The organism is Staphylococcus hyicus (assembly GCF_000816085.1).
GTDB lineage: Bacteria > Bacillota > Bacilli > Staphylococcales > Staphylococcaceae > Staphylococcus > Staphylococcus hyicus.
On the sequence record NZ_CP008747.1, the window covers coordinates 295335 to 307908 of the forward strand.

General features: G+C 36.7%; 10 protein-coding genes. 6 read left to right on the forward strand and 4 right to left on the reverse strand.

The genetic code is table 11. The annotated features are described in order from the left end of the window. Positions 1–3: 3 nt before the first annotated feature. Both SHYC_RS01205 and SHYC_RS01210 read left to right on the forward strand, forming a co-directional pair. Entirely contained in the window at positions 4–2007 is a 2004-nt protein-coding gene (locus tag SHYC_RS01205) for a cation:proton antiporter (RefSeq protein ID WP_039643781.1), read from the forward strand. A 657-nt stretch (positions 2008–2664) separates the two neighbouring features. Beyond that, a complete protein-coding gene (locus SHYC_RS01210; RefSeq protein WP_039643783.1) occupies positions 2665–4044 on the forward strand; it encodes a YjiH family protein in 1380 nt (459 codons plus the stop codon). Between the two features lie 120 nt (positions 4045–4164). On the opposite strand, the gene SHYC_RS01215 is transcribed toward SHYC_RS01210, so the two are convergent. Next, positions 4165–5232 (reverse strand): M20 family metallopeptidase, encoded by a 1068-nt coding sequence (locus tag SHYC_RS01215; protein WP_039643785.1) that lies wholly within the window; start codon positions 5230–5232, stop codon positions 4165–4167. Between the two features lie 186 nt (positions 5233–5418). Between SHYC_RS01215 and SHYC_RS01220 the strand changes: the two genes are divergently transcribed. Genes SHYC_RS01220 through SHYC_RS01230 form a run of 4 tightly spaced genes read left to right on the forward strand, consistent with a single transcriptional unit; the run spans position 5419 to position 9058 of the window. After that, complete coding sequence (locus tag SHYC_RS01220; RefSeq protein ID WP_039643786.1) at positions 5419–6846, forward strand: NAD-dependent succinate-semialdehyde dehydrogenase; 1428 nt, start codon at positions 5419–5421, stop codon at positions 6844–6846. A 16-nt stretch (positions 6847–6862) separates the two neighbouring features. Next, positions 6863–7006 (forward strand): hypothetical protein, encoded by a 144-nt coding sequence (locus tag SHYC_RS12460; RefSeq protein ID WP_231912794.1) that lies wholly within the window; start codon positions 6863–6865, stop codon positions 7004–7006. Continuing rightward, a complete protein-coding gene (locus SHYC_RS01225; protein WP_231912795.1) occupies positions 6991–8262 on the forward strand; it encodes a glutamine synthetase family protein in 1272 nt (423 codons plus the stop codon). The genes SHYC_RS12460 and SHYC_RS01225 overlap by 16 nt, the downstream gene beginning before the upstream one ends. A 28-nt stretch (positions 8263–8290) precedes the next feature. Further along, positions 8291–9058: an SDR family NAD(P)-dependent oxidoreductase gene (locus SHYC_RS01230; protein WP_039643788.1), complete on the forward strand. Its 768-nt coding sequence runs from the start codon at positions 8291–8293 to the stop codon at positions 9056–9058. Positions 9059–9214: 156 nt separating this feature from the next. Here SHYC_RS01230 and eutH read toward each other — a convergent pair whose 3' ends face one another. The 3 genes from eutH to SHYC_RS01245 all read right to left on the reverse strand — a co-directional run bounded on the left by eutH (position 9215) and on the right by SHYC_RS01245 (position 12521). Further along, positions 9215–10447 (reverse strand): ethanolamine utilization protein EutH, encoded by a 1233-nt coding sequence (gene eutH, locus SHYC_RS01235; protein WP_039643790.1) that lies wholly within the window; start codon positions 10445–10447, stop codon positions 9215–9217. Between the two features lie 81 nt (positions 10448–10528). Continuing rightward, entirely contained in the window at positions 10529–11101 is a 573-nt protein-coding gene (locus tag SHYC_RS01240; protein ID WP_039643792.1) for an ANTAR domain-containing response regulator, read from the reverse strand. A gap of 4 nt (positions 11102–11105) precedes the next feature. Then, positions 11106–12521, reverse strand: coding sequence for a sensor histidine kinase (locus SHYC_RS01245; RefSeq protein WP_052257773.1), 1416 nt, complete (start codon positions 12519–12521; stop codon positions 11106–11108). Positions 12522–12574: the final 53 nt, after the last annotated feature.

Sequence of the window (12574 nt, forward strand, 5' to 3'; positions counted from 1 at the left end):
ACAATGCAGTTGTTAGAAGCGTATATCTTTTTCATTGTCGCAGTAATTTTAAGTTCTATTGTGAGTGTAAAAATACCTAAAGTGCCCGTAGCTTTCATTCAAATCCTTTTCGGTGCGTTTCTCTTTTTAGTGCCGATTACTATCCATTTTGAATTTAGTTCAGAGGTGTTTATGCTTGCAGTAATCGCGCCTTTATTATTTGTTGAAGGCTCGAATATCCATCGTGAAAAGTTATTACAGTATATGAAGCCGATTTCGTTAATGGCGATGGCGCTTGTTTTCGTGACAGTCATCGGTGCCGGCTTTTTCTTACACTGGGTGTGGCCTGAATTACCAATGGCAGCAGCTTTCGCAATCGCTGCTATTTTATGTCCGACGGATGCTGTGGCTGTTAAGGCAATGACGAAAGGGAAGATACTTCCTAAAGGTGTCATGACCATTTTAGAAGGGGAATCTTTATTAAACGATGCTGCAGGGATTATCTCTTATAAAATCGCTATCACTGCCCTCATCGTACATACATTTTCAGCAGTTGAAGCAGTAGAAAAATTTGTCGTGTCAACGTTACTAGGTTTATTTATTGGGTTAATCATAGGGGTTCTCGTTGTGCGGTTACGCATTATTTTGCAAACTAAAGGGCTGAAAGATAATAACACGCTGATTTATATACAATTATTAACCCCTTTTGTCGTATATATTGTCGCTGAATTAGTGCATGCGTCAGGCATTATTGCCGTAGTGATTGCTGGGCTAATACATGGCTTTGAGCGAGAACGACTCGTGCGTGCGCAACCTGAAATTCAAATGAGCTATGGACAAATTTGGAGCACGGTGAGTTATGCGTTAAATGGCTTTGTGTTTGTGATTTTAGGTTATATCGTGCCAAATGTAATGGTGGAAATCATTCAAAATGAACCCGAAAAATTACTGTTTTTATTAGGCGTGACGATAATGATCGCAATTGCTATATATGTCTGTCGTTTTATATGGGTATATGCATTTTTCAATACATTTTACTATCCAAAAAATACGCGTTTTTCATTTGGAAATATGTCACAACCCGAACCAATGAACCGATTGCATTATGCGTTTATAATGACGATGTGTGGCATACATGGTACCATTTCAGTTTCGTTAGCATTAACGTTACCTGTTTATTTAAGCCAACAACAGCGATTCGAATTCCGAAATGATTTAATTTTTATTGCCACGATGATGGTTTTAATGAGTTTGGTTATTGCTCAAGTCGTTTTACCATTTATTACACAATCGGCAGTTGTCGAACCGAATCGTGGACTTTCCTATATCGATGCCAAGATTAAAATTTTAGCCGAAGTCATTCATCGTATGAAAATGACACCAGAAGCATGTACGTTAAAATCTTTCGGTCCGGTAGTACAAGAATATTACAGTGAATACATGTTTTTACTTAGAAATCAAAGTCATCGCAAAGATGCGCGCGAATTTCGCAGACTAAGTGATATTGCGAAAGAAGTTGAACAAGAGACGTTAAGCGTACTTGTAGATGAAGGTAAAATTGACAGACAAGGATTATCACAATATCGAATCATTGTCGACAATTCACAACAGTTTAAAGAAGCGGACTTTATTGAAAAACTAAAAATGACGATTAAAATGATTGTATTACGTTATCGGGCTCGAACAGGAAGACTAAAAAAAGATATCGATATTAAAGCATTAGATAAAACATTAGATCAAGTTTATCGTCGCGTTTCAGAACGTTTATCTAAAGAGCGTAACAGTCATAATATGCTCGAAATAGGGATGATTAATACATCGTATTTTACACGTATTCATCGTCAATCACGATTAAAACCAAAAGAACGTCAAGCGAGTGAACAAATGCGTCGCATGAAACTATATGCAGTGTATACTCAACGAGAAGTGTTGGATGAAATGGTATTAAACGGTGAAATTACAGAACATGATATTGCGGTAAGACTACGTGAAGAAATTAGTTACAATGAGATTTTAGCAGATAAATAGATTGTAAATGACGCATATTTTCGCTATGATATGCACAGCAACTGAGGGTAGGAGTATTACAGAAAGCTACACTCTTCTATATTGAAAATCTAAAACATATTTAGGTGTCTCGTGCGCAAAATGGATTTTCGATTTTGATATAATGTCTCAGTTGTCTCGGCTAAGGAGTAATTAAAGCGATATTTTAAAGCCATCATATTTATGTATCTTAATAGTTACATTCTTTTATAAGTATAAATTTCATAGCCAATAAAGTTCATGGGAATATGAATTTTATTGGTTTTTTATTTACGAGGCTATTCTATTCTGGTCCCTTTTAGTGCACGTTTTTTGAGTGTCTCAATACGATAAAATGATGGTTGCGTTGCGTCGAATAGATAGTTTGAATGAGATGAAAGTAAAAAATTACATATTTTAAATTATACAAAATGATGCATTTAACCCGCAATTCATGTAAAATATAAAAGTGAAAATAAGCGTTTTAATGCATATTTATACGTAAATGTTAGGAGTCGCTTTGCGCGTGAATGATACATATACACATAAAGAAATGAATATAAAAACTCGCAATCTTTTGGGTTTTAAAGATTGTGCAATGAAAGTCCCCTTTAATCAATACTTGATGGAAGGGATTCCATATGCAAAGGGGAATACAATATGACAACGTATCAGAAGAAAGATATTGTTCGTGGCCGTTTGAAATTTATTATGATGTCATTTATAGGGATATTTTTATTTTTATTACCTATCGGTGTCACAAATGAAAAGGGAGAACGTGAAACGACATTACCGATTGCTTGGCTAGCCAATGCTATGAAAGGCATCATTGGTGATGCAATGCCTTTCATTATTTTAGGAATCATTACATTATCAGGAATTTTGACGATTTTATGTAGTACATTATACAAAAATAGGCTGAACCCCGAACGTCAAATGGCGAAAACATTTAGTGTAGGGCCTTTATGGGTGATTGTAAGATTATTAGCAGTTGTTTTCGCATGGCTCATTTATTTAAAAGTTGGCTCTGAAGTTATTTATTCTGCAGACACAGGTGATCTTGTCTTCAGTAGTTTACTGCCAACACTCGTAACGATTTTCTTTTTTGCAGGATTATTTTTACCGTTTTTAATGTCTTACGGCCTGCTAGAGTTTTTTGGACCCATTTTTAGACCGATTATGCGTCCGTTATTTAAACTACCTGGACGCTCAACAGTGATTAACTTGGCCTCATTCTTAGGCGATGGGACGATTGGTGTAATGATTGCTAGTGAGCAGTATAATCAAGGGTATTATACGCGTCGAGAAGCAACGACCATTGCGACGATGTTTAGTGTTGTATCGATTACATTTGTCATTGTCATTGCGGAAACGATTCATTTATCTGAGCACTTTTATTACTTTTATCTCACTGTTATTTTAGCGTGTTTAGCATGTGCGATTATTTTGCCGCGTTTGTGGCCATTAAATCGTGTACCAGATACGTTTAAAAACAATTTGAAACATGAAACGTTAAGAGAAGACAATTTAGGTAATAAAAATCCGGTTGTTTACGGATTTGAACAGGCAACGGTTCAAGGTATTAAAGCACCTGGCATCAAACAATTTTTTAAAGATGGTAGTAAAACAGTAATTGATATGTGGCTTGCAGTGTTACCTGTTGTGATGACGATTGGGACGATTGCCACAATACTCGCAACGTATACACCTATATTCCGTGTGTTAGGCTTACCATTCTTACCATTGTTTGAAGTATTACAAGTGCCATCGGCAAAAGCGGCATCTGAAACAGTACTCATTGGTTTTGCGGATATGTTTTTACCATCATTACTGATTGAAGGTGTTAAAGATGACTTAACACGCTTTGTTGTTGGCGCCTTGAGTGTAAGCCAATTAATATATTTGTCAGAAGTAGGTGGCGTGATTTTGGGATCAAAAATTCCAGTAAGCTTGCCTAAACTTTTTGCGATTTTCTTAATGCGTACGGTCATTGCTTTACCAATTATCGCACTCATGGGTCACTTATTATTTACATTTTAAGCAGATGGCATCCGGCTCCGACGTCACATTTGGTCCAATGAATACAGCCAACAAAATTCATGCGCGCATGAACTTTGTTGGCTGTTATTTTTGATGGGCGACGTGTTAACATCAGTGACTTTAATGATAATGTTGAATAAAGTCTACAAGAATATTTGTATAGGTGTCGATTGAACTTAAATCGACATACTCATCTTCTCCATGCCAATGCGCTCCTGATGGTCCAAATTCAATGGCTGGTATGCCCTTAGCAGAATAGTAGCGTGTATCTGCAAACCCATGTTGTCCAAACATGGGCGCGGTGGATTGAGGGGAGTGCTTAAGGATGTATTGTTGTAGCAACTTAAAGTCAGGGTTATTTAAATCATTCGTCACAGGGGGGCCAGTCAAATGAATGTCTAACTGCATGTTCGTCAAAGCTTCGATTTGTTGAATAATGTCGGCTTCTGATTGAGATGGTAAATATCGAATATCGTAAGACATTACGCAAGTATCGGGTACTTTATTATACACGTCGCCTCCTGAAATTTTAGCTAAATTGATAGAAGGGCATGTGTACAATTCTGATGACGCTTTCGCAAATGGCAAGTCGAGTAGACGCTGATGTATGTCGAGTGCTTTTGTGATAGCATTGTCTCCTTCCCACGGTCGACTACTATGTGCTGCGCTGCCCTTAATGACTAAATCAAATTGTAAAATACCTTTCGCTTGAACACCAATGCCTAATTCTGTAGGTTCGCTACAAATGACTAACTGCGCATCAATGTTTTGTTCACATAAATAACGTGCACCAAATTGACCACCTGTTTCCTCATCTGGCACAAGGTGTATTTCAACTTGAGTATTTAAATCAAGTTGATGGAGTCTCTTCATTGCTAATAATAACCCTACGACACCACCTTTCATGTCAGCCGTACCACGGCCGTACATTTTACCATCTTTCATATATGGGGAGAAAAGTTTTGGTGGCGCAGGTACGACATCCAAGTGACCATTCAAGATGATTTTTTTGTCCCCTTTGCCAATTTTGGCGATTAAAATGTCATAACCTTGATTAGATAAAATGGTCGTTTCAATCTCATTTTGTTGTAGCCATGCACTGCACATGTGTATGAGATGGTTGGTATTTTCAATGTTTGAACTATCTACTGATACGAATTGTTCCAATAATTGTTGTGTCTCTGTCATAGTCAATGCCCCCTTGATTACATTTAAGTGCATTTAACCATAAGTAAAGAATATTGACAAGTTTCTGAAAATTTAGTAAGGTTTTAGCATACAAAGTAATTTTATCAAGTGAATAGAGTTTAGCAAAGGCGCTAATCAGTAGTTCAGGCTACTATTAGTGCCTTTTTGTGCGTAAGGAGGGGAAATATGGATTTTAATTTTAACATTATCGATGGGCAACATGTGATGGCATCAGAAACAATGGCTGTGACAAATCCGGCCACTGAAGCGGTCATAGGTCAGGTGCCGAAAGTATCGCCTCACCAAGTTGAACAAGCCATTCATGCGGCGCAAAAAGGATTTGAAGTTTGGTCAACTTACACAGCTGAAGAAAGAGAGTCATTCATGTTGACATGGGCGGAAAAGATACTTGAGAACCAAGACAGGCTTGCCAAATTATTGAGTCAAGAGCAAGGGAAACCTTTTAACGAAGCTTTAGGAGAAGTACAAGTGTGTGCAAAATTCATTAGATGGTCAGCAGAAGAAGCCAAGCGAATGAATGGTGATATTTTGGTGCCTTCTAAGTCCCATCAAAGATTATCAGTCATTAAGCAACCAGTAGGGGTATGTGCATTGATTACACCTTGGAACTTTCCAGCAGCAATGGTAGCAAGGAAAGTTGCACCCGCATTAGCTACAGGTTGTGCATTTGTTTTGAAACCTTCAAGTGAAACACCACAAATTGCGATTGCATTAATCGATTTACTCAACCAGACAGGTATCCCAAATGGTGTGGTAAATATCGTAACTGGATCATCAAGCATGATTTCTGATGCATTTTTAGCAAACAATATGATTAAAAAAATTTCATTTACGGGTTCTACTGAAGTTGGGAAAGAGTTAGTCGAAAAATCAGCGCAAAATTTGAATCGACTTTCTTTAGAATTAGGTGGCAATGCCCCAGCAATCGTTTTTGAGGATGCTAACTTAGAGCAAGCAGTGTCAGATATCGTTGAAAACAAATTTGAAAATAATGGTCAAATGTGTAATGGCATTAATTATATTTTAGTCCATGAGGCATTAAAAGCAGACTTTTTAGCGCAATTGATTGATAAAGTTAACGCACTTAAAGTTGGCCATTGGAATGAAAAAGACGTCAATGTTGGACCGCTCATAAATGCGAAGGCGCAAGAAAATGTCGCGCATATTGTTTCAGAAGCCACAAAACAAGGGGCAACACTAACGTTGGGTGGACATAAAATAGATGGAAAAGGAAGCTTTTTTGAGCCTACGATTTTAGATGGTGTAAAAAAAGAGATGTCCATTTTAGAACAAGAAATATTTGGTCCAGTCGCGCCTATCGTCACGTTTAAATCAGATGAAGAGGCGATTGACATCGCTAATCGAACACATCAAGGGTTAGCAGCCTATTTCTTTACTTCCGATGTTAATAAAGTACATCACGTAGCAGAACGATTAGCGTTTGGAATGGTCGGCGTAAATGGGACGCAACTCAGTTTACCACAGGCGCCTTTTGGGGGCATAGATGAAAGTGGATTTGGCAGAGAAGGTGGTCATTACGGTTTAGACGAATATTTGGAATTGAAGTTTATATCATTAACGTTAAACAAATAGAGGTGGGTGATGGGTTATGTTACATGAATCAAATCATAATCAAACGTTAGAAGGAAATATTTCTAAAGATGAATTGTTAGCAGCAATTAAAAAGGGGACATTGATACCGTTATGCTTGGTTTTTGTGATATGCAAGGTCGTATCATGGGTAAGCGTATGACCGGAGATTACTGTTTAGAAAATGACATTTCAGAAGGCACGCATTTTTGTAATTATTTACTCGGTACCAATTTTGAAATGGATACAAATGATGGATATGAATATATGAACTGGGAGAAAGGGTATGGGGATTATCTTGCTGTTCCTGATTGGGATACCTTGAAAGTAGTGCCATGGTTTGATAAAACGGCGCTCGTTTTATGTGACGTCTACACTGAAGATGGCACAACACGAATAGCGATTGCACCTCGGAACATACTGAAAAAGCAATTAGAGAAAGCGAGTCAATACGGCTTCGACCCTTATTTAGCAAGTGAACTGGAATTTTATTTATTTAAAGATACCTTTGAAGCAATCAACAACAGAGGTTATAACACATTGAATCCAGCGGGGCATCTCAATGAAGATTATAACTTATTACAAGGGACTAAAAACGAACCATTGTATCAAAAAATCCGTCATTTGATGTCAAAAATGAACATTTTTATCGAATCGTCTAAAGGAGAAGCGTATAAAGGTCAACATGAGATTAATTTAAAGTATTCGAAAGCATTAAAAGCTGCAGACCAACATGTGTTATTTAAACATGGGATGAAAGAAATTTGTATTCAAAATGATCATTCTGTCACGTTTATGGCTAAACCTTTTCAAGAATGGACAGGATCTAGTGGGCATATCCATATCAGTTTAATGAAAAAAGGAACAAAAGAGAATGCCTTTTATTCAGGTAATGATGCGCAACCGATGTCAGATACGATGCAACATTTTTTAGCAGGTGTGATGACGTATACACAAGAGTTTTCCTTACTCTTTGCACCACATGTGAACTCGTATAAACGATTTGCACCTAACAGTTGGGCGCCTGTGAGCATCGCATGGAGTAGAGACAATCGTTCCGCTGGCTATCGTGTCGTAGGTAATCAACAAGCGCTGCGGTTTGAATCACGTATCCCCGGGTCAGATATGAATCCTTATTTAGCTTATTCTGCGTTAATCGGTGCTGGACTTTATGGCATTGAACACCAATTAGAGCTACCTAAGGAACTTAAAGGCAATGCCTATTTAAATCAATCTGTAAAACAAATTCCGTCTTCCTTACATGAAGCGATACAACATTGGAAACAGAGTGAAGTCGTTAAAGAAGTGCTAGGAGAAGATGTTTGGAAACATTATTTGCATACAGCACAACTCGAATTAAATGACTTTGATTCTTATGTCACTACTTGGGAAAGACAACGATATTTTGAACAAAGTTAATCATAAATTTGTATGGGAGTGAGATAAAATGAGATTAAAAGACAAAGTTTGTATTATTACAGGTGCAGGTGGTGGTATGGGGAAAACTGCTGCAGTCATGTTTGCAAAAGAAGGTGCCCGCGTGGCAGTTTTTGAAAAAAATAAAGAAGCTGGTGAGCAAACTGCGCAAGAAATTACGCGTCAAGGCGGCGAGGCCAGTTTTTATGAAGTAGATATTTCAAATGAGCAACAGGTAAGTGATGCAGTCGCACGTGTAGTCACTGATTTCGGAAAGATTGATGTATTGTATAACAACGCAGGAGTTATGCCGGCCGCGGATCATTCTGTTGTAGACACGTCAGAAGAAGTTTGGGATCTCGTAATGAATATTAACGTCAAAGGTATATTCTTTATGACCAAATATGTTATTCCTGAAATGGAAAAGCATCAGTCAGGCTCCATCATTAATATTGCATCCTTTGTGGCAGAAATGGGATGCTCCGTACCACAAGATGCCTATACTGCCTCAAAAGGCGCCGTTGTAGCACTCACAAAATCACTTGCAATTCAGTTTAGACCTAAAGGCATTCGGACAAACGCTATTAGTCCTGGGCCTATCGAGACACCACTATTAATGGAATGGCTTGTTTCAGATGAAGAAGCGAAGAATGTAAGGTTAGGGCGTCAACCTTCTGGAAGGTTCGGTAAACCGGAAGACATCGTGAACTGTGCCATTTATCTTGCCTCAGATGAATCAGATTGGACGAATGGCGCAAACATTAATGTAGATGGAGGTATTACGTCGAACTACTTTTAGTCGTAAATATGAGATTATAGTATATGCACGGAAGTGGTATGTGTGAAGGGTTAATCAATCCAATAAGTCAGGATATGGTACCCACATAATAATAGCCTTCAATATCATCATTGGATGATTGTTGAAGGCTATTATTATGGAATGTGCAACACTAATTTATTTTTTATATTCGTCTTCTTTAATAATGCCCAGCCTACGATCAATTTCCTCTAATTTTTTTGCTTTAGGAACACATAATACATACGCGAAGATAATGCCTAAAATACCTGCAGATAATTTCCCAATCATTACCGCAGGAATAAGTGATGGTTGAAAGTTAGCGGTATATGATAGGTGATCACCTAATAAAAACGCTGCAGATACCCCAAAGGCGATATTAATTACTTTGTCTTTTGGAGGCATATCTTTTACCAATTTAAACATGGCTAAAATATTCGCTATAGTTGCAATTAATCCTGCACTGCCTACTTCACTTAAACCAATAAGTTTACCAAATTTAGAGAGGAAATTCGTAAAATATTTGCGAATCAAGTAAACCATTGGAAACGCACCAGATAACATAATAGCGATATTTCCAGCATTCTCTAAAGCCCTGAAGCGGTCTTTATCATCTGCCATGATAGGATCAAATCCCCAAACGCCAAATGTATGTGTGAAAAAGCCGGTGAAAATTTCAACGACTGAAAACACAAATACCAACTTAATAGCTGTATCTAACACTTTACCAAATATGATAAATAATTTAATCATAATATCGGAGAAAAAGTATAAGCCAGCCGCTGTGATGACGACAAAAATGATTAAAGGTAATAAATTGATGCATACAGACGATAAACTTAGTTCGAACACGCTAGCGGTAGCTCCTTTTGTTTCAATGACGTTCCGAAACTTTAAATGACTTACGATGATGACAAATGTTGATATAAAAGCTCCAAAAGGGATTGCCAGTAAACCTGAAAGTATCCCGAGGGCCATATATTTATGGTCTCGTTTATCCAACATCGGTAAGCCTAAAGGGATAGAAAAAACAATCGTTGCACCTGCCATAAAACCAATAATCATGGCCATAATCCATCCTTCATAAGAAATCTTTAATACATTTGCCAACTGATAACCACCCATATCGGTCGCTAAAATAGATGTAGCTGCAATAGCAGGATCTGCGCCTATTTTTTCAAAGAATGGCCCAAAAACGTTTTCTATAAATTTTGATATAAAAGGGATGGATGCCATGATTCCAGCTGAGTTCGCAAAAATCGGTCCAATTGTATAAATCCCTTCCATAAATTCTTTTCCGATGCCATTATTTGCATCTTTGATTGCCCCAAATGCACCAAGTACTGCACAAATCATAATAATATATATAATGACGTTCCCTACAAATTCCATAAAATGCCCCCCTAAAAACATAAAAACGCCTATTTGATTTTCAAATAAGCGCCGTTGCTTGGTTTTATTCACTTTTAAATATTAATGATCCAACTTCTTAATAATTTGTATGGCAACCTTATACATTTCCATTTGATGATGCATACTTAATTTACGAATTTTACGGTAAGCTTGTTGCTCAGTGATATGTTGATGATCCATCAGTAAGCCTTTCGCTTTTTCAATACATTTACGATGTTTTAAATTTGCATCTTTATGTTGAATCTCATTTTTTAATTGAAGCTGTTTTGCACTTTGTGAAAAAATAATTTCCATAGCTGGTAGCAATTGTGATTCTGTAATGGGTTTAATTAAATAGCCCATTATATTGGTTTTTTTTGCTTCTTCAATATATTCAGGTTGACTATAGGCAGTCAATATTAATATTGGAATATCAAACTTTTTACTAATGATCTTGCTCGCTTTAATGCCATTGAGTTGTGGTAGTTTAATATCCATTAAAATTAAATCTGGTTGATTTTTATGAACAAATTCGATTGCTTTTTCACCAGTAGAAACAGCACCGATTACCTTATATCCCAAATCTTTTATCATTTCAATAATATCTAATCTAATAATCGCCTCATCTTCAACTACGAGAACATTTTTAGACATCATTTCACCCCTTATGTACGTCAAACATGACGATGACTTGAGTGCCTTTTTGGCATGAGTTGATGTTGAGCGTGCCTGCCAAGTCATTTTCTACTATTAATTGTATGATTTTACTCCCAAATGATGTCTGACTACTTTTCGAAATCCCATCCCCGTTATCTTCTATAGAGAGTATAATTTGATTCTGATCATCAACGGATAACTGCACCCGAATTTCACCATGTTGTGTATGGTGAAATGCATGTTTGAGACAGTTTTGTAATACTTCATTATAAACAATAGCCAATGCGACCGATTGATTAGATGATAAAAATATCGATGGCTGAAGTTGATAGTCTATTTTAATATTACTGTGTGTGGAGAGGGTCGTCATGATCATATTCCCAATTTTTTTTAGTAATATTGCAACATCAGCACAGTCGTTGGACGATTCATAAAGAATAATTTCGTATACAGATGCAATACTTAAAATACGATTGAGCGTATCTTTAAAATAAACTTGCAAGTGTTCTGGAATGTCATGTCGCATTTGAAGGCGTATTAATGATGCAATCGTTTGAAGGTTGTTTTTTACTCTATGGTGAACTTCTTTTATTGCTACTGTCTTTGAAGTTAAAGCTTTTTCAGTATTCCTCAGTTTAGAAACATCTTTAAATAGGACAAAGATTTGTTTTTCCGGTCCAAATGACGTATGAATTTTTTTGATGACATAAAATTGTTGATTCAGCTCTAATTCAATCATTTCAATAGAATGTTTGGAATGAATAAAACGTTCTAAGTCAGGAAAAATCCTATCAAATTTTAAGTTTAAAAATGATTTCTTTTCGATGCATACTTGTCTTAATAGCTTTTCTGCAGCAATATTAAAGTACTTCATCTCTGATGCTTCATTGATACAAAATACAGCATCTTCAATAATATTAGACAAAGTCATATCAAATTCAGAACCTACTGTTTCAGCATAGCTGTAAAGTGACGTCATGCGGTTAATGACGTCTCTATTATAATTTTCTATATGTAAGTTGCGTATATTCTTCTCTAAAACAAGTACACCAATGACACGTGCGTTATAAATAATAGGACTTACATTTTGTTCAATTAACAAGCCTTCCTGGTTTAAACCACGATGATTATGGACAGTGATACCTTTTTTAAACGACTGATAAACGGCTGGTTCAAATGATTCTAACACTGACGCACCAACGACAGACGAATGGTATAAAGGATATTCAGTTGTCTCAGGAAAAGCTTCATCAACGACAATAAGATTTTGATTGATATCACTTTGACAGTCAATGAATGCATAACATTGATTAACGTTGGCAATCAATTGTAATTGTTTTGAAACGAGTACAATCTCTTTCATTTCATTTAACGATAAAGGTGTCACAGTTAACAAAGTATCCTGAATGGAAGACATCGACTCACTCCATATTAGAATATTCAAATAATTCTAACTACAATTATGTATAA

Coding starts and splice junctions, on each gene's coding strand:
- eutH (WP_039643790.1), bottom strand. CDS start 10,447: ATGGAATTTGTAGGGAACGTCATTATATATATTATTATGATTTGTGCA.
- SHYC_RS12460 (WP_231912794.1), top strand. CDS start 6,863: ATGTTACATGAATCAAATCATAATCAAACGTTAGAAGGAAATATTTCT.
- SHYC_RS01220 (WP_039643786.1), top strand. CDS start 5,419: ATGGATTTTAATTTTAACATTATCGATGGGCAACATGTGATGGCATCA.
- SHYC_RS01245 (WP_052257773.1), bottom strand. CDS start 12,521: ATGTCTTCCATTCAGGATACTTTGTTAACTGTGACACCTTTATCGTTA.
- SHYC_RS01240 (WP_039643792.1), bottom strand. CDS start 11,101: ATGTCTAAAAATGTTCTCGTAGTTGAAGATGAGGCGATTATTAGATTA.
- SHYC_RS01230 (WP_039643788.1), top strand. CDS start 8,291: ATGAGATTAAAAGACAAAGTTTGTATTATTACAGGTGCAGGTGGTGGT.
- SHYC_RS01215 (WP_039643785.1), bottom strand. CDS start 5,232: ATGACAGAGACACAACAATTATTGGAACAATTCGTATCAGTAGATAGT.
- SHYC_RS01210 (WP_039643783.1), top strand. CDS start 2,665: ATGACAACGTATCAGAAGAAAGATATTGTTCGTGGCCGTTTGAAATTT.
- SHYC_RS01225 (WP_231912795.1), top strand. CDS start 6,991: ATGGGTAAGCGTATGACCGGAGATTACTGTTTAGAAAATGACATTTCA.
- SHYC_RS01205 (WP_039643781.1), top strand. CDS start 4: ATGCAGTTGTTAGAAGCGTATATCTTTTTCATTGTCGCAGTAATTTTA.